The sequence below is a fragment of the Streptomyces sp. NBC_00631 genome (assembly GCF_045206895.1).
Classification (GTDB): domain Bacteria; phylum Actinomycetota; class Actinomycetes; order Streptomycetales; family Streptomycetaceae; genus Streptomyces.
The window spans coordinates 9351984-9368901 of the sequence record NZ_CP107734.1; the positions used below are offsets into that span (position 1 = coordinate 9351984).

Sequence of the window (16918 nt, forward strand, 5' to 3'; positions counted from 1 at the left end):
GTCTCCTCTCCGGCTCAGCGGCGCCCGCGTGACGCGATGATCCGCTCGACCGCGGCGATGTGGTCCGGCGAGTGCATCGTGTCCCGTTCGGCGAGCAGAGCCGGTTCCATCACGGTGTCGAGGGCCTGTTCCAGGTGCCGGTTGACCGCGCGCTTGGTCTCGCGCAGCGCCTGCGCGGGCAGGGCCGCCAGCCGTCCGGCCAGGTCCATGGCCTCGTCCATGAGCTTTTCCCCGGGCACGGCGCGGTTGGCGATGCCCAGCCGGACCGCGTCCCCCGCGCTCACCCGGTCGCCCAGGAACAGCAGTTCCTTCGCCCGGGTCAGGCCCACGAGCAGCGGCAGGACGTAGGCGCCGCCGTCGCCCGCGACCAGACCCACCTGGACGTGCGGGTCGGCGACGTAGGCGTCGTCGGCGATCAGCACCAGGTCGCTCAGCAGGGCCAGGCTGCAACCGAGCCCGACGGCCGGGCCGTTGACCGCCGCGATCACGGGGAGCGGGCAGCGGACCAGGCCCGTGATGATCCCGCGGGCCTCGTCGACCTGCCGTTGCCGGAAGACGCTGTCGCGCTGGACCCGGGTCATGGTGTCGAGGTTGCCGCCGGCGCTGAAGGCCCGGCCGCGCCCGGTGAGCACGATCACCCGTGCCTCCGGGTCGGCGGCGACCTCGCCCCATACCGACGCGAGGCCGGTGTGCAGCTCGTCGCTCATCGCGTTGCGCTGCTCCGGCCGGTTCAGCTCGACCAGCCGGACCGGCCCGACGGCCGTCACCACCAGATCCGTCATCTTCCCCGCCTACGTCCAGGAAGCAGTCAATGGAGTTGAATGCTATAACTAATTTAGCTTTCTGAGAACCGGCCCGTGAGCCGGTCCGTGGAGTGACGGAGGACGCGCATGCCGGAGCAGGAGTACGAGCCGGAGCGGAAGTACGAGACCGTTCGGGCCGAGGCGGCGGACCGGATCCTGACCGTCACCCTCGACCGGCCCGAGAGGCTGAACGCCTTCGACCCCCGGATGATGCAGGACCTGCTCGACGTCCTGGCCGATGCCGACACCGACGACGGGATACGGGTGATCGTGGTGACCGGCGCCGGACGCGGCTTCTGCGCCGGCGCCGACGTCAGCTCCGGCGGATCCTCCTTCGACCACCGCAGAGCCGGCGCCTGGCATCGGGACACCGGCGGCCGGGTCGCCCTGCGGATCTTCTCCTGCACCAAGCCGGTCATCGCGGCGGTCAACGGCCCGGCTGCGGGTGTCGGGGCGAGCATGATCCTGCCCATGGACATCCGGCTGGCCTCCACCGCGGCGAAGTTCGGCTTCGTCTTCGCGCGCCGCGGCATCGTGCCGGAGTCGGCGGCGAGCTGGTTCCTGCCGCGGGCGGTCGGCATGCAGCGGGCGATGGAGTGGGTGGCGACGGGCCGCCTCGTCGGTCCCGACGAGGCGCTGCGGGCCGGGCTGGTGCGCTCCGTCCATCCGCCCGAGGAACTGCTGCCCGCGGCGTACGAACTCGCCCGGGAGATCGCCGACAACACCTCGGCGGTCTCGGTCGCCCTCGCCCGCCAGATGATGTGGCGGATGCTCGGCGAGCCCCACCCGATGGCCGCGCACCGGCTCGACTCACGGATCATGAGCCAGATCGGCGGCGGCCCGGACCCCGTCGAGGGCGTCGAGTCGTTCCTCGCCAAGCGGTCGCCCGCCTTCCCGGGCCGGGTCAGCAAGGACATGCCCCCCGTCTATCCCTGGTGGCAGGACGAGGAGTTCCGCCCCTTCGAGGAGCGGTCACCCGGCAGCCGGGAGGCGTGATGCCGGCGTTCGACCACGTCGTCATGGGCGCCGGCTCCTCCGGGTGCCCTGAGCCACCTCCGGGAGATCTGGCCGAAACATTGTCGTAGTTTGCTCGAAGTGTTAGCGTCCGGTCGGCGGGCATTCAGTTGAATGCGCTGAACCATTCACCGCCTGGACGGTAACCATGAGCGATGGTTTCCTGCGTCAATCCCTCCACGATGTCGACTGGGGGGTCGCCACCGCTGACACCGTCGCGGCCGCACCGCCGCCTCCGCCGGAACGCGGCGGACACTTCAGGCAGTGGACCGACGACATCCGTGACCTGCTCGGTGTCACCGCGGGCACGCACCGTATGGTCGCCGGCTGGCCCGAACTCCAGCCCGACGGCCACGGCAGCTGGGACCGGCAGGCACTGGACCGCTGTGAGCGCACGCTCGACGCCCTGCTCGAACAGGGGACGCGGCCCGCTCTCACCCTCGTCGACCGCACGCTGCCGCCGTGGCTGGACGGCGCCGGCGGCTGGCTCGCCCGCGACACCGCCGAGCACTTCGCGGCGTACGCCGCCGAGCTGGGCCGGCGTTTCGGCGACCGGGTGGAACGCTGGATCACCTCCACCGACCTGGCCGGGCCCACCCTCGCCGACCACGTGGCCGGAATGTACTCACCGGGCCGCGGCGCGGGCCGCGCCGGGCTCCCCGCGGTCCACCACATCCTCCTCGCCAACGGACTCGCCACCCAGGCCCTGCGGGCCGCGGGTGCCACCGGCCGGATCGGGACCACGGTCACCCTCGTGGGCGGCTACCCGGCCACCGACGACCCCTACGACCGGCTCGCCCTGGAGCGCCTGGAGAGCTGGACCAACCGCATCTTCCTCGACCCCCTGCTCCTCGGCGAGCACATGGTGACCGAGGACGACCTCGCGCCCGTGGCGGCCGCCGGGTGCGTGCGCCCCGGCGACCTGGACGTCATCGCCACCGCCCAGGACCTGCTGGCCGTGTCCTGGCACACCCCGTTCCGCGTCACCGCGCCCGAGAACCTGCCCCGGGTGCTGCCGAGCGCCAAGTGCCGCAGCGCCCTCAACGAGGTCAACCGGCTGCTCGTCGGCCTCGGCTTCGCGATCGTCCCCTTCGACGACGTGGAGACCACCGCCTACGGCTGGCCCATCATCCCCGAGGGGCTCGCCGACGCCGTCGCGGGCCTGTGCGACCTGTACGGCGACCTGCTGCCCCCGCTGTCCGTCGTCGACAACGGCATGGGCGACCTGGACCTGGTCGACGGCACCGGACACCGCGACGACGCCCGGCGCCGGGCTCTGCTGCGCGCCCGGCTCTCCTGGCTGGCGGGGCTCGTCGACGCCGGAGTGGAGGTGTGCGGCTACGAGTACTGGTCGGTCCTGGACAACCTGGAGGCCAAGTTCCGCTACACCCGCCTGTACGCGATGGCCGTCCCGGACCACGAACTCGCGCCCCGGCCCGCGATGCCGTCCGACTGGGTGCAGGGGGGAGCCTTCGCCGCCCCGCCCGCCGCCGGCCCGCGGACCGGCCTGACCCTGGTGTCCCCTGCTCAGGGCGCCGGCGCCTCGTAGTCCCGGCCGCGGATCAGCCGCACGGGGCGGTAGACCAGCACGTCCTCGTCCCGCTGGTTGCGCACGGTGATCCGGCTGGTCACCACGCCCCGGCCGGGCTTGCTCGACGGGCGGCAGTCCGTGGTCTCCACGACCGCGTACAGGGTGTCGCCGACGTACACCGGACCCAGTACGTCCAGCTCCATGTGCAGGAAGGCGAGGCCGGTGCCGTGCAGGACGTTCGTCTGGAGGACCAGTCCCTCGGCGAGACAGTACGTCAGACCCCCCGGGACCAGCCGGCCCGTGTAACCGCCCTCCGCCGCGTGCGTGGCGTCCCAGAAGAGCGGCTCGGTGAAGCCGCCCCAGGTGACGAAGTTGACCAGGTCGGTCTCGGTGACGGTCCGGCGGGCGGTCCGGAAGACCTGCCCGACCGGCATCTCCTCATAGGTCAGCCCCCGTACCAGCGGGGGGACGTCGGTCATCGTCTGCTGCTCGGTCATCGTGCGGTCCTCTCAGTACGGGCCAGGGGTGTTCTCACAGGTCGAGCCGGTGCTTGTCCGCCACGGCCTCGAAGTCCGGGGCGCGCTTGTCGCGATGGGCCGCCAGGCCTTCGACGACCTCGTGACCCGCGAACCCGAAGAACTCCAGGCCGAGCGAGGCCTCGAAGACCGGCTGGGCGGTGCGGTACCAGTGGTTGAGGGACCGCTTGGTCCAGCTGATGGCGCTCGCGGGACCGGCGGCCAGGACCTTCGCCACGCGCAGCGCCTCGGCGTGCACCTCCTCGTCGGCCACGCACTTCGACACCAGCCCGATCCGCTCGGCCTCCTCGCCCGTGAGGGCCTCGCAGGTCAGCAGGTAGTACTTGGCCTTGGCCATGCCGCACAGCAGGGGCCAGCAGATGGCAGCGTGATCACCGGCCGCGACCCCGAGGCGGGTGTGCCCGTCGACGATCTTCGCCGTCCGGGCCGCGATCGAGACGTCCGCCAGCATGCCGATGACCAGCCCGGCCCCGACGGCCGGCCCGTGGATCGCGGAGACCACCGGCTTGGAGCAGTTGATCACCCCGTACACCATGTCCCGCGCCTCGCGCATCACCCGGGCGCGCACCGCGTGGTCCTCGGTCAGGGCCTGGATCGAGTCGAAGGTCCCGCCCGCCGAGAACGCCCGGCCCGCCCCCTGGACCAGCACCGCCCGGGTCCGCTCGTCCCGGTCGATCACCGGCCAGACGTCGGCCAGTTCACCGTGCATCCGCGGATCGACCGCGTTGAGGTTCGGGGCGTCGAGCACGATGCGCAGCACGCCGGGCGCGGGCCGCTCGAAGGTCAGGCTCGTGAACGGGGCATAGGGATCGGTCACGTCGCGCTCCTGGCGTAATCAGTGCGGATACTATAATTATCTAACTGTATCGAGCGGAGAGCGGCAAGCGATCGGCAGACGCGTCGCACCGAGGACGGGAAGCTCGGCATGGATCTCACCTTCAGCCAGGAACAGGACGAACTGCGCACGGTCGTACGGTCCTTCCTGGCCAAGTACTCCGACGAGGCGGCGGTGCGCCGGCTGGCCGCCGACCCGCGAGGCCACGACCCTGTCGTCTGGCGGCGGATGGCCGGCGAACTGGGCCTGCAGGGGCTCGCCGTACCGGAGGAGTACGGCGGCTCGGGCTTCGGCTACGCCGAGCTGGGCGTCGTCTTCGAGGAGGCGGGCCGCGCGCTGCTGTGCGAGCCGTACTTCGCCACCGTCGCCCTGGCCGCCGAGGCCCTGCTGCGCTGCGACGACGAGCAGGCCCGCCGCGACCTCCTGCCGGGGATCGCCGCCGGCGACACCGTGGCCACGCTGGCGCTCACCGAGGACGTCGGCCGCTGGGACGCCCCCGGCATCCGGCTCACCGCGCGCGACACCGCCGACGGCTGGCGGCTGACCGGCGCGAAGACCTACGTCCCCGACGGCCACCTTGCCGACCTGCTCCTGGTCGCCGCCCGCACTCCCGCGGGCATCAGCCTCTTCGCGGTCGGCGCCGACGCACCGGGCCTCACCCGCGCCCCTCTCCCCACCCTCGACCAGACCCGCAAACAGGCCCGCCTGGAGTTCGCCGGCACCCCCGCCCGCCTGATCGGTCCCGAGGGCGTGGCATGGCCCGTACTCGAACGCACCCTCGCCACCGCCTCCGTCCTGCTCGCCGCCGAACAGGTCGGGGGAGCGGCTGCCGCGCTGGACGCCGCCGTGGACTACGCGCGGATCCGGGTGCAGTACGGGCGTCCGATCGGCTCCTTCCAGGGGATCAAGCACAAGTGCGCCGACATGCTGGTGGAGATCGAGTCCGCCCGCTCGGCCGCATACGGGGGACTGTGGGCGCTGGACGCCGGGGACGACACCGAGATCGCCGTCGCGGCGGCCCTGGCGCAGGCCTTCTGCTCGGAGGCCTTCACCCGCGTCGCCGGCGACAACATCCAGGTCCACGGCGGGATCGGCTTCACCTGGGAGCACCCCGCGCACCTGTACTTCAAGCGGGCCAAGAGCTCCGAGGTGCTGCTCGGCACACCGTCGTACCACCGGGAACTGCTGGCCGCCCGGCTCGGCATCTGAGAAATCCCGGGGATCAGGGAGAGGCACACATGGAGCTGGACTTCGGACCCGCCGTACGCGACTTCCGAGACGAACTGCGGGACTGGCTGGCGGACCATCTCGTGGGGGAGTTCGCGGCACACCGGGGCGTCGGCGGGCCCACCGACGGCGCGGCCTGGGAGGTCCGCCTGGCCTGGGACCGTGAACTCTCGACGGGCGGCTGGCTGGGCGTGGGCTGGCCACGGGAGTACGGGGGCCGGGGGCTCGGGCTCCTGGAGGAGATCGTCTTCGAGTACGAGTACGCCCGCGCGAACGCCCCCTACCGGGCCACCGGCAACGCCCTCGACCTGCTCGGTCCGATGCTGCTCAGGATGGGCGACGAGGGCCAGAAACGCCGCTTCCTGCCGCCGATCCTCGCCGTCCGGGAACTGTGGGGCCAGGGCTTCAGCGAGCCCGGCGCCGGCTCCGACCTGGCCTCGGTGCGCACCCGCGCCGAGCGCGACGGCGAGGCGTGGGTGGTGAGCGGCCAGAAGGTGTGGACGTCCTTCGGCGTCCACGCCGACTGGCTCTACGTCCTCGCCCGCACCGACCCGGACTCCGTCCGGCACAAGGGGCTCACCATGCTGCTCCTGCCCACCGACCAGCCGGGCGTGGAGATCCGTCCCATCCGCAATCTCGCCGGCCAGGACGAGTTCGCCGAGGTGTTCCTCTCCGACGCCCGGACCGGCGCGGACATGGCCGTCGGCGAGGTCGGCGAGGGCTGGCGCACCGCGATGGCCACGCTGGGCATCGAACGCGGTACCACGCTCCTGCCCCAGCAGCTCACCTTCGAACGGGAGGCCGAGGCGCTGATCGACCTGGCCCGGGAGCGGGGCGCGCTCGACGACCCGATGCTGCGCCGCCGCATCGTCGACGCCTGGATCTCCGTGCGCATCATGCGCACCACCAACCTGCGCACCCTCGCCGAACTGACCGCGGGCCGCACCCCGGGCGCCCAGGCCAGCACGGCCAAGCTGTACGCCTCCACCCGTCACCAGCAACTCGGCCACCTGGCACAGGAGCTGGCGGGCCCCGCCGGGCAGATCATCGGCGCCGACTACGGCCTGGACACGCGGCAGCGCTCCTTCCTGCTGTCCCTGGCCGAGACGATCTACGGCGGCTCCAGCGAGATCCAGCGCAACATCATCGGCGAGCAGCTCCTCGGCCTGCCCAAGGAGCCCCGGCCATGACACCCCTGGAGGAACGCCTCGACCGCGTCGAATCGCACCTGGCCATCCAGCAACTGCCCGTCCGCTACGCGCTCGCGGTGGACGCCCGCGACCTCGACGCCTGGGCGGGCTGCTTCCGGCCCGACGTGGACATGGGCCGCCGCGGCCGGGGCCGGGCGGCACTGCTGGCGCACATCGAGCCACTGGTCCGGGGATTCCAGCGGTCGGTCCACCAGCTCTGCGGCCACCGGATCGAGTTCACCGGCCGTGACACGGCCACCGGCTCCGTGTACTGCCGTGCCGAGCACGAGGTGGGGGAGCGGTGGATCGTGATGGCGATCCGCTACCTCGACGACTACGCGCGCGTGGACGGCGAGTGGTACTTCTCCCGGCGCCGCGAGCAGCACTGGTACGCGGCAGACGTGACCGAACGCCCGCAGCGGGTGGGCTTCGAAGGCTGGGAGGGCGCAGGGGAACCCGCGCTGCCGGACGCCTTCCCCACCTGGGGCCCCTTCTGGAAGGAGACGTGATGCGGCGGTTGACGGGGAAAACGGCGCTGGTCACCGGCGGCGGGCAGGGCGTCGGCCGCGGAATCGCCCTCGCGCTCGCGGCCGAGGGCGCGGCCGTGGTGATCACGGGCCGTACCGGGGACAGACTCAAGCAGACCGCGCGGATGATCGCCGAGCGCGGCGGGCGGGTGCACACCGTCGTCGGGGACGTGGGCGAACGGGCCGACGTCGACCGCATGGTGGCCGAGACGGTCCGGGAGTTCGGCGGCCTGGACGTGCTCGTCAACAACGCGCAGAGCTCCGTGCAGCACCGCCTGGAACAGACGTCGTACGACGACCTGGAACTCACCTATCGCAGCGGCCCGTTGGCGGCATTCCACGCGATGCAGTCGGCCCTTCCTCATCTGAAGGCCGGCCGTGGCAGCGTCGTCAACCTCGGCTCGTCGGCCGCGGTACTGGGCGAAGTGGGCTTCGGGGCCTACGCGATGGCCAAGGAGGCCATCCGGGGGCTGACGCGCGTCGCCGCCAGGGAGTGGGGCGCCTACGGAATCCGGGTGAACGTGGTCTGCCCGGCCGCGCTGAGCCCGGCGGCACAGGCGTACTTCGCCGCCCATCCGGAGAGGGCCGACAGCGTGGTCGCCGGCATCCCGCTGGGCCGGATGGGCGACCCGGAGGCGGACATCGGGCGGGCGGTCGCCGCCCTGGTCAGCGACGACATGGCCTATCTGACCGGGGCGACGCTGATGCTGGAGGGCGGCCGGACCCTGATCGGGTAGCCGGAGGCCGTGATCCGTCAGGGGCGGCGGGGCGTCACACGATGCCCCGCGCCCGCAGTCCCTCGACCTGGGCTGCCGTCAACCCGCCCAGTTCGGTGAGGACTTCGCTGGTGTGCTCGCCCAGCGCGGGCGGCCGGGTGTAGCCCTCGATCGGCGTCGCCGTGAACCGGATCGGATTGGCGAGCAACGGCAGTCGTCCCGAGACCGGGTCCTCGACCTCGACGAGCATGCCCCGGTGCCGTATCTGCGGGTCGGCGAAGACCTCGGGCATCTCGTTGAACGGGCCTGCCGGGACGTCGTGTTCGTCGAGAACCGTCAGCCACTCGTCCCGGGTCCGGGTGCGCAGGATCGCCTCCAGCACCGGCAGGATCTCGACGCGGTGGGCGATCCGCGCGGAGGTGGTGGCGAACCGGGGGTCCCGGAGCAGGTCGGTGCGGTCGGCGGCCGTGCAGAACGCGGCGAACTGCCTGTCGTTGCCCGCGACGAGGAACAGTGGCTTGTCCTTGCACTGGAACGCCTGGGACGGGATCCCGCCGTATCCCCCGTTGCCCCGCCGGGCCGGCACCTCGCCGGAGACCAGGTAGTTCATCGCGAAGTGCGACAGCGAGGCCAGCCCGCAGTCCAGCAGGGACAGGTCGACGAACTGGCCCTCGCCGGTGGCGTCCCGGTGCCGCAGGGCCGCGAGCACGGCCGTGGCGGCGTACAGGCCGGTGAGGATGTCGACCATGCTGACCCCGACCTTCATGGGCTCCTCGGGGTGCCCGGAGACGCTCATCATCCCGGACATGGCCTGGAAGACGCCGTCGTAGCCGGGCCGCTGGGCGTACGGCCCGCTCTGGCCGAAGCCCGTCACCGAGAGGTAGACGAGCCGCGGGTTGAGCTCCCGCAGGCTCTCGTGGTCCAGGCCGTACTTGGCCAGTGTCCCGGTGCGGAAGTTCTCGACCAGTACGTCCGAGCGGGCGGCGAGGGCGCGGATCACCTCCTGCCCCTCGGCACTGGCGTGGTCGACGGTGACCGATCGCTTGTTGCGGTTGCAGGAGAGGTAGAAGGCGGCGGTGTCCGTCCCCGGCGCGAACGGCGGTCCGTAGGTCCGTGAGTCGTCGCCCGTGCCGGGCCGTTCGACCTTGATCACCTCGGCGCCCAGGTCGGCCAGCATCTGGGTGGCCAGAGGCGCGGCGAGGATGCGGGACAGATCGAGGACGCGGATCCCGGCCAGGGCGGTCGACGGCATCGAGGTCTCCCTCTGTTCACGAGCAACCAATGAGTTATATAAATAATACATCTGGCGTCGAGATCGCGCCCCGCTTGATTGCTGATCTATCCAATTCATGTAACTATATGGCTCGGTCGAGGGACCGAAATCGGAGGGCATGCGGATGACCGTCGCGGCGAGGACCCTCACCGACCAGGAGCAGCGGGAACGACGGGTCTGGTTCCGGGCCCGCTGGGAGCGCGGGGTCGCCTTCAACCGCCACTGCCGCATCCGCGTGACCCGCTGGGACCCGGATGCCGTGGAGATCGTGCTGCCCTACGCCCCGTCCCTCTCCGCCCACGAGGACGTCTTCCACGGCGGGGTGATCTCGGCGCTCATCGACACCGCGGGCGCCGGAGCCGTCATCGCCGGGCACGACTTCACCAAGGGCAGCCGGCTCAGCACCGTGTCGATGTCGGTGCAGTACCTGGCGCCCGCCCGTGGCCGCGAGGCCGTCGCCTACGCGCGCTGCGTCCGGCGCGGCCACAGGCTGCACTTCGCCGACGTCGACGTGATGACCGACGGGGTCGTCTGCGCCAGGGGGCAGGTCGTGGTGACCATCTCCGGGGAGCGGCCCGGCGTCGGCGACCCGATCGACTCCATCCCTCCCACCGACGACCCCGCCGACCCCCTGACGGAGGAGTGACCGCGATGACCGAGGAGCCCGCCCAGGACGACCTGGTGCTGTACGAGGTCGACGAGGACGGCGTCGCCACCGTCACCCTCAACCGGCCCGAGCGCAAGAACGCCTGGAGCATCCCCATGGAGCGCCGCTTCTTCGCGCTCCTCGACGAGGCCGCGCAGGACCCGGCCGTCCGCGTCGTGATCGTGACGGGCGCGGGCCGGGCCTTCTGCCCGGGCATGGACGTCCAGCGCCTGGAGCAGAACGCACAGCCGGGCCAGTCCCTGAACCTCCACGCCCGCGTCCCCATGTACAGCAGACGCGACCTGCCGAAGCCGTTGATCGCCGCCGTCAACGGCGCCTGCGCGGGCATCGGCCTGGTCCAGGCACTGATCTGCGACATCCGCTTCGCCGCCCGCGGCGCCCGCTTCACCACCGCGTTCACCCGGCGCGGCCTGGCCGGCGAGTACAACCTGCCGTACGTGCTGCCGCGCGTCATCGGCCTGGAGAACGCCCTCGACCTGCTGCTGTCGGGCCGGGTCTTCGACGCCGACGAGGCCAGGGAACTGGGCCTCGTCAGCCGCGTCGTCGAACCGGAGGACCTGTTGGACGCCGCCCGCGCCTACGCCCGGGACATCGCCCGCAACTGCTCCCCGCGCGCCATGGCCGTCGTACGCCACCAGGTGTACGGCGACCTGGACCGCACCTTCACCGACGCCCTCGCCCGCTCCTACTCCGCCATGGAGTTCTTCGCGGGCTCGCCGGACTTCCGCGAGGGCGTGGCGAGCTTCGTGGAGAAGCGGGAGCCGAAGTTCGAGGGCCTGCCGGCGGACTTCGACCCTGACGAGGCCACCCGCGAGGCGTTCCTGCCGTACTGACCCGCTGATTCGACACCGACCTGCTGTTTCGAGCGAGGAGCACGACGATGACAGGGCAGCCGTTCCCCGTCGAGGCCGGGCACATCATGATGTTCGCCCGCGCCATCGGCGACGAACACCCCGCGTACCAGGGCGAGACGGCCGTCGCCCCGCCCACCTTCACCATGTCGAGCGCTCACTACGACCCCGACTACCACCTGCGGCCCAAGCCGGACCAGGAGTGGTTCGGCTCCGGCGGCGAAGCCGGGGTGATGGCCGAGGGCGGCGGCGGGCTCCACGCCGAACAGCACTTCGAGTACCACCGCCCGGTGCGCGCCGGCGAGACGCTCTACGCCCACACCGTCGCCGGACGCAGCTGGGAGAAGCAGGGCCGCAGCGGCCGGCTGCTCTTCAGCGAGCGCATCACCGAGTACCTGGACGCGGACGGCGAGTCCGTGGTCAGCGCCGTGACCGTGGCCGTCGTACCCGAGGGCCCCGCGACCCCGAAGGACACCCGATGAGCCTGAGCACCGCGGACATCAAGGTCGGCGAGACCCGTGAGCGTGTCCTCGTCGGCGATCTGAAGCGCACCCGGATCGTGCAGTACGCCGGCGCCTCCGGTGACTTCAACCCGCTGCACACCGACGAACGGTTCGCCGTCGAAGCCGCGGGATACCCCGGCGTCTTCGCCCACGGCATGCTCACGATGGGCATGACCGGCCGGATCCTGACCGACTGGGTCGGCCCCGAGTCGCTGCTGCGCTACGGCGTGCGCTTCAAGGCCCAGGTCTGGCCCGGCGACACCCTCACCGCCACGGCCACCGTCGAGTCGATCGACGACACGCCCGGCGCCCCGGTCGCCCACTTCACGCTGCGCACCGTCAACCAGCACGGCGTCGAGGTGGTCACCGGCACCGCGGCGGCCCGCCTGGAGCCCTGAGCCGGTGACCCCCGTCCAGCGGACGGAGCAGGCGGCGACCTGGACCGCCATGGTGAGCCGCGCCTACGACCACACCCGCCCGGCCGTCCGCTTCGGAGACCTGACCTGGACAGGAAGAGAACTCCTCGACCGGGCGGCCGGCGCGGCCGACTGGCTGGACGTGCTCGGCCCGGAGCCCGGCGTCCCGGTCCCGGCCCTGGTCGCCACCTCCGCCGACGCTCTCGCGCTGGTGGTCGGCGGAGCCGGATCCGGCCACCCGCTCGCCCCGCTCGGCGTCCGCATGACCGCGCACGAGATCGCAGCAGTGGTCAAGCAGATGCCGGCGCAGGTCGTGGTGGCGCAGCCCGAGTTCAACGACCTCGCCGGACAGGTCGCCCGGCTCTCCGGCCGACGGGTCGCCCTCGTCCCTGAACTATCCAGCGCTACCCGGACGTTGGTGGCCCGCCCCGACGAACTCGCCGCCGTGCTGCACACCTCGGGGACGACCGGCCTGCCCAAACCCGTCCCCATGACCCAGCGGCGCCTGGCCGCGCGGGCCCGCGTCAACGGGCACCTCTGCGGGCTCGACCCCGACAGCTTCTACGGCGGCAGCGCCCCCTTCCACCACATCGCGGGCCTCGGCAACATCGCCGTCGCCCTCGCCGCCGGCGCGCTCATCACCGGCCTGCCCCGGTTCACCGTCGAGGGCTGGACTCTGCTGCGAGAGCTCGGCACCACGCACACCAGCATGGTTCCGGCGATGCTGGAGACCCTGCTGGCCGCGGGTGAGGCACGGCACGAGACCCTGCGAACCCTCCAGTACGGGGGCGCACCCGTACGCCCCGGCACCCTGCGGCGGACGTACGAGGCGATGCCTGGCGTCCGCATGCTCAACATGTTCGGCCAGACCGAGGGCTCGCCGATCAGCGTGCTCACCCCCGAGGACCACCGGGAAGCGGTCGCGGGGCGCACCGAGCTGCTGCGGTCGGTGGGACGGCCCGCCCCCGGGGTCGAGGTCAGGGTGGCCGACGCGGGGCCGGACGGCATCGGCGAGATCCATGCCCGCGCCGGTCATTTCTTCCGGACGGACGCCGAAGGCTGGCTGCACAGCGGCGACCTGGGCCGGATCACGGAGGACGGCTACCTCTACCTCCTCGGCCGGCGCACGGACATGATCATCCGTGGTGGCGAGAACGTGCACCCGCTGGAGGTGGAGACGGTCCTGGCCGCGCATCCCGGCGTAGCGGACGCGGCGGTCGCCGGCGTGCCGGACGAGCGGCTCGGACAGACGGTCGTCGCCTTCGTCGTACCGGCCGACCCCGACGCCCCGCCACCACCGGCGGCCCTCAGGAGCCACATGCGCGCCCGGCTGTCCGGATTCAAGGTCCCCGTCCGCTGGTGGTTCGTGGACGACCTGCCGCGCAACGCCAACGGCAAGGTCGTACGGCGTCGCCTGCGGGAGCCGTACGAGCCGTACGAACCGAACGAAGGATGAACAAGTGCCCGAACCCGTCGACCCGGAGCGACTCGACACCCTTCTCCACCGCATCCGCCGGGAGGTCGAGCACGGACCGCTGCCGTCCGCACAGGTGGCCGTGGCCCACGACGGCCGGCTGGTGGCCTTCGAGACCTACGGCGACGCACACGCCGGCACCCGGTACGTCCTCCAGTCCGTCGGACGCTCGATCGTGGCCGGCGTGGTGTGGAAGCTGATCGGGGAGGGGCTCCTCGACGTGGGCGAACGGGTCGCCGCGATCATTCCGGAGTTCGCGCCGAACGGGAAGGAGACGGTGACCGTCGAGCAGGTGCTCACGCACACCGCCGGATTCCCCTTCGCCCCCCTCGGACATCCCAAGATGCTCCACCGAGAGCAGCGGCTCGCCGCCTTCGGGCGCTGGCGGCTGGACTACCCGCCGGGCAGCCGCCTCCAGTTCCACCTCACCTCGGCCGCCTGGCTCATCGCCGAGATCGTCGAGCGGCGCACGGGTCTCGCCTTCGCGGACTACCTGCGCGAGCGGATCGTACGGCCGCTCGGCCTGTCGTCGATCGAACTGGGGGTGCCGGTGGACCGGCAACCGGGCAGCGTCGCCCCGATGCTCGCCACCGATCGCACCGGCGAGGACCAGGAGCCCGACCCGTGGGGGCCGTGGTACCTGGCCGAACCGGAGGTCCTGGCGGCCGGCGAACCCAGCCACGCCCTGGTCGCCACAGCCGCCGACGTCGCCCTGTACTTCCAGGCGCTGGTGCACTCGGGCTTGTGGAAGCCTGCGGCGGTGGCGGAGGGCACCCGGATCCGGCTGACGGACCATCCGTACGGGGACCAGAGCTACGGGGGCGGCGGCGGTCGCCGTACCAGCATGGGGCTGTTCGTGACCGTGGCCGGCCCCGACGCGGGCAGCAACCTGCCGGCGACCGGCTCGCCGGCGCTGTTCGGCAGCGCCGGAGCCGCCTACCAACTGGGCTTCATGGACCCGGTGTCCGGCCTGTCCTTCGCCTGTCTGAGCAACGGTTACCCGCTCGCCGGCTACGACCACTCGCCGCGCGGCACCGCCCTGCTCGCCGACATCGCGAACCTGGCGGCGGCCCTGGTCTGACCGACCGGGGCCGCCGCCAGGCGGGATCACTCGCGGCTCAGCGCGTGATCAGCTGCTGGGCGTTGTGGAACATGATGTCGTCCTGGGCGGACTCGTCGAGTTCCGCGATGAGCTTGCGGAAGTCGGCCGGCTCGGCCAGGCCCTCCGCGTGCGGGAAGTCGGAGCCCATGACGATGGACTCGTGGTAGCCGAGACGCCTGACGACGTCCACGATGTCGTCCTCGGGGTAGGGCACCACGCGGATGTGCTTGCGGAAGACCTGGCTGGGGCGCTCGTCCAACTGCCCGCCGATCCACGGGCCGTTGCGGCCCATGCCCCGGCTCTTGTCCATGTGGCGTACGAAGTGCGGTACCCACTCGGAGCCGAACTCCGAGACCAGGACGTTGATGTCGGGGAAACGCCCGAAGAGGTTGTCGAAGATCAGCGCTGACAGCGTCTCCTCGATGGGGCGCTGGCCGTAGGTGTTCTGCCACTGCCAGGCCGACATCCGGAAGTGGATCGGGTGCGGGTCGAAGCCCCAGGACGGGGCCACCTGCGAGTTGTAGTAGAACTCGCTGATGTGGTAACACACACTGGCTTTGGCCTCGTTGACCAGCTTCCAGAACGGGTCGAAGTACGGGTCGCCCGGCGAGCGGCCGTACACCGGCCCGGTGGGCAGCAGGATGAAGCGGGCGCCCTGCTCCAGGACGTACTCCAGCTCCTTGACCGCGTGATCCAGGTCGCGCAGTGAGAGCAGGGCGGGGGCGTAGATGCGGCCCTGGTGGTCGAAGCCCCACACCTCGTTCATGTACCGGTTGAACGAGTGGTAGTTGGCGTAGAGCGGCTCGACGCCCTTCACGTACTCCTCGGCGACCAGCGCCCAGCCGCCCGGGTACATGATGCTCTGGTCCAGACCCTGCTCGTCCATGACCCGCAGCCGGGCCTCGCGGTTCTGGTACGACTCGTGCATCGGCTCGAACTGGTACGTCTCCTCGGGATTGCCCGAGGCCATCGCCTTGAGCATCTCCTTGAGCGAACCGGGACGGTAGACCTGCCCGAACTCGGGCTCCAGGCAGACGACGATCCGGTCCCCGGCGAGGATCACCTCCCGCCCGTCCGGCAGCGTCACCGGCGCGACCGCCGCGCCGAGGAACTCCTTCGGGAGGTAGCGGGTGAAGGAGTCCCGTTCCTCGTACATGTGCTGGTCGCAGTCGAAGATTCGCTTGCGCTGTTCGGCCATGGCCGTCGCCTCCGGACCCCAGGAGCTATTCAGTACGCCTTCTATAATTATCTAACTGTTTCTCGGAGGCAAGGGGTACGTGCGGAGTGGCTCGCCGGTCGGTGCCGCCGATCAGTCGATGAGTTCGAGGACCGTCTTGGGCCCGGCGGCGTTCACGACGTCGTCGGCGCTGGAGATGTGCCGCTGCCAGAGCTTCTCGGCCTCGTCGGCCTTGCCGGACTCGATCAGGCCGACCAGCCGGACGTGTGCGCGGTGCCCCTTGAGGGCCTGCGCCTTCTGGGTCTCGGCGTCCGTGGTGGCCGCGGTGTACGAGGCGTTGGCGCGGTCGATGATGTTGCGCACCATGCCGCACAGCAGGATCAGGGTCTGGTTGCCGGTGAGCTCGACCAGCAGGGCGTGGAAGGTGTCCTGTGCCTCGACCAGGGCCAGGGGGTCCTCCAGGACGGCCTTCTCGGCGGCCACCGCGTCGCGCAGCCGCTTGATGTCGGCCGGGGTGTGCTTGCCGGCCAGCTGGCGGGCACAGGGCGGCTCGATGAGGGCGGCCGCGCGGTAGAGGTCGCCCAGGGTGGCGCCGCGGTACTCCAGGATCAGGCCGGCGAAGCGGGCGGCGACATCCGCGTCGGGCGCGCTCACCCGGGCACCGCCGTGCGCCCCGCGGCGTACCGTGATCAGGGACTCCGACTCCAGGACGCGGAAGGCCTCGCGCAGGGTCGGCCGGGAGATGCCGAACTGCTCCATCAGTCCCGACTCCGGGGGCAGTGCGTCGCCCGGCTTCAGCTCGCCCCGGACGATCTGGCGGCGCAGGTGGGCGGCGACGAGTTCGGCGGTCTTCGGTACCCGCACCTGGCGGCCGACGCGGCCGCGGGAAGGGGCGGGCACGACCGCCGTTTCACTTGCGCGGGCTGCCTCGGCCACGGTGGGCTCCTCATATAGCAAAATGAATCGTCTTAGTGTATCGAGGGTACCAGGTCAAGACGCGGTTGATCTTCCCTTGTCGGGACCTGGTCTGGCCTCCCGGGGTGCGATGGGTATATAGATGATTCATCTATCTATAA

The 16918-nt window shown here is 71.4% G+C and carries 18 protein-coding genes; 12 read left to right on the plus strand and 6 right to left on the minus strand.

From position 1 onward, the window contains the following. Positions 1-14 precede the first annotated feature (14 nt). Positions 15-782, minus strand: a complete 768-nt coding sequence (locus tag OHB00_RS42440) for an enoyl-CoA hydratase/isomerase family protein (RefSeq protein WP_406443138.1) — start codon at positions 780-782, stop codon at positions 15-17. A 108-nt stretch (positions 783-890) separates the two neighbouring features. Between OHB00_RS42440 and OHB00_RS42445 the strand changes: the two genes are divergently transcribed. After that, positions 891-1799, plus strand: a complete 909-nt coding sequence (locus tag OHB00_RS42445) for a crotonase/enoyl-CoA hydratase family protein (RefSeq protein WP_406443139.1) — start codon at positions 891-893, stop codon at positions 1797-1799. A gap of 166 nt (positions 1800-1965) precedes the next feature. Continuing rightward, entirely contained in the window at positions 1966-3366 is a 1401-nt protein-coding gene (locus OHB00_RS42450; RefSeq protein WP_406443141.1) for a family 1 glycosylhydrolase, read from the plus strand. Here the strand turns inward: OHB00_RS42450 and OHB00_RS42455 are convergent. Together OHB00_RS42455 and OHB00_RS42460 are read right to left on the minus strand one after the other, a co-directional pair. Further along, positions 3345-3845 (minus strand): MaoC family dehydratase, encoded by a 501-nt coding sequence (locus OHB00_RS42455; RefSeq protein ID WP_406443143.1) that lies wholly within the window; start codon positions 3843-3845, stop codon positions 3345-3347. The genes OHB00_RS42450 and OHB00_RS42455 overlap by 22 nt on opposite strands. Before the next feature lie 34 nt (positions 3846-3879). Further along, positions 3880-4701, minus strand: coding sequence for an enoyl-CoA hydratase/isomerase family protein (locus OHB00_RS42460; protein ID WP_406443145.1), 822 nt, complete (start codon positions 4699-4701; stop codon positions 3880-3882). 108 nt (positions 4702-4809) lie between these two features. On the opposite strand from OHB00_RS42460, the gene OHB00_RS42465 reads away from it, so the two are divergent. Genes OHB00_RS42465 through OHB00_RS42480 form a run of 4 tightly spaced genes read left to right on the plus strand, consistent with a single transcriptional unit; the run spans position 4810 to position 8400 of the window. Further along, positions 4810-5928, plus strand: a complete 1119-nt coding sequence (locus OHB00_RS42465) for an acyl-CoA dehydrogenase family protein (protein WP_406443147.1) — start codon at positions 4810-4812, stop codon at positions 5926-5928. A gap of 29 nt (positions 5929-5957) precedes the next feature. Next, a complete protein-coding gene (locus OHB00_RS42470; protein WP_406443148.1) occupies positions 5958-7136 on the plus strand; it encodes an acyl-CoA dehydrogenase family protein in 1179 nt (392 codons plus the stop codon). Continuing rightward, positions 7133-7645 carry a nuclear transport factor 2 family protein gene (locus OHB00_RS42475; RefSeq protein ID WP_406443150.1) on the plus strand — a complete coding sequence of 171 codons (513 nt, stop codon included), beginning with the start codon at positions 7133-7135 and terminating at the stop codon, positions 7643-7645. The genes OHB00_RS42470 and OHB00_RS42475 overlap by 4 nt, the downstream gene beginning before the upstream one ends. Then, positions 7645-8400, plus strand: coding sequence for an SDR family NAD(P)-dependent oxidoreductase (locus OHB00_RS42480; RefSeq protein WP_406443151.1), 756 nt, complete (start codon positions 7645-7647; stop codon positions 8398-8400). The genes OHB00_RS42475 and OHB00_RS42480 overlap by 1 nt, the downstream gene beginning before the upstream one ends. Before the next feature lie 34 nt (positions 8401-8434). Here OHB00_RS42480 and OHB00_RS42485 read toward each other — a convergent pair whose 3' ends face one another. Continuing rightward, positions 8435-9631 carry a CaiB/BaiF CoA transferase family protein gene (locus OHB00_RS42485; RefSeq protein WP_406443153.1) on the minus strand — a complete coding sequence of 399 codons (1197 nt, stop codon included), beginning with the start codon at positions 9629-9631 and terminating at the stop codon, positions 8435-8437. A 139-nt stretch (positions 9632-9770) separates the two neighbouring features. On the opposite strand from OHB00_RS42485, the gene OHB00_RS42490 reads away from it, so the two are divergent. The 6 genes from OHB00_RS42490 to OHB00_RS42515 are packed head-to-tail and all read left to right on the plus strand — an operon-like array spanning position 9771 to position 14644. After that, complete coding sequence (locus OHB00_RS42490; RefSeq protein WP_406443155.1) at positions 9771-10298, plus strand: PaaI family thioesterase; 528 nt, start codon at positions 9771-9773, stop codon at positions 10296-10298. Between the two features lie 5 nt (positions 10299-10303). Next, entirely contained in the window at positions 10304-11152 is an 849-nt protein-coding gene (locus tag OHB00_RS42495) for an enoyl-CoA hydratase-related protein (RefSeq protein WP_406443156.1), read from the plus strand. Between the two features lie 47 nt (positions 11153-11199). Beyond that, positions 11200-11652, plus strand: coding sequence for a MaoC family dehydratase N-terminal domain-containing protein (locus OHB00_RS42500; protein WP_406443158.1), 453 nt, complete (start codon positions 11200-11202; stop codon positions 11650-11652). Beyond that, the gene (locus OHB00_RS42505) at positions 11649-12071 is read left to right on the plus strand and encodes a MaoC/PaaZ C-terminal domain-containing protein (RefSeq protein WP_406443159.1); all 423 of its coding nucleotides are present in this window, start codon (positions 11649-11651) and stop codon (positions 12069-12071) included. The genes OHB00_RS42500 and OHB00_RS42505 overlap by 4 nt, the downstream gene beginning before the upstream one ends. A gap of 4 nt (positions 12072-12075) precedes the next feature. Continuing rightward, complete coding sequence (locus OHB00_RS42510; RefSeq protein ID WP_406443160.1) at positions 12076-13545, plus strand: class I adenylate-forming enzyme family protein; 1470 nt, start codon at positions 12076-12078, stop codon at positions 13543-13545. A 4-nt stretch (positions 13546-13549) separates the two neighbouring features. Further along, entirely contained in the window at positions 13550-14644 is a 1095-nt protein-coding gene (locus OHB00_RS42515) for a serine hydrolase domain-containing protein (protein WP_406443162.1), read from the plus strand. 37 nt (positions 14645-14681) lie between these two features. Here OHB00_RS42515 and OHB00_RS42520 read toward each other — a convergent pair whose 3' ends face one another. Together OHB00_RS42520 and OHB00_RS42525 are read right to left on the minus strand one after the other, a co-directional pair. Further along, the gene (locus tag OHB00_RS42520; protein WP_293990992.1) at positions 14682-15863 is read right to left on the minus strand and encodes an amidohydrolase family protein; all 1182 of its coding nucleotides are present in this window, start codon (positions 15861-15863) and stop codon (positions 14682-14684) included. A gap of 111 nt (positions 15864-15974) precedes the next feature. Beyond that, entirely contained in the window at positions 15975-16778 is an 804-nt protein-coding gene (locus OHB00_RS42525) for a FadR/GntR family transcriptional regulator (RefSeq protein WP_406443164.1), read from the minus strand. Between the last annotated feature and the right edge of the window lie 140 nt (positions 16779-16918).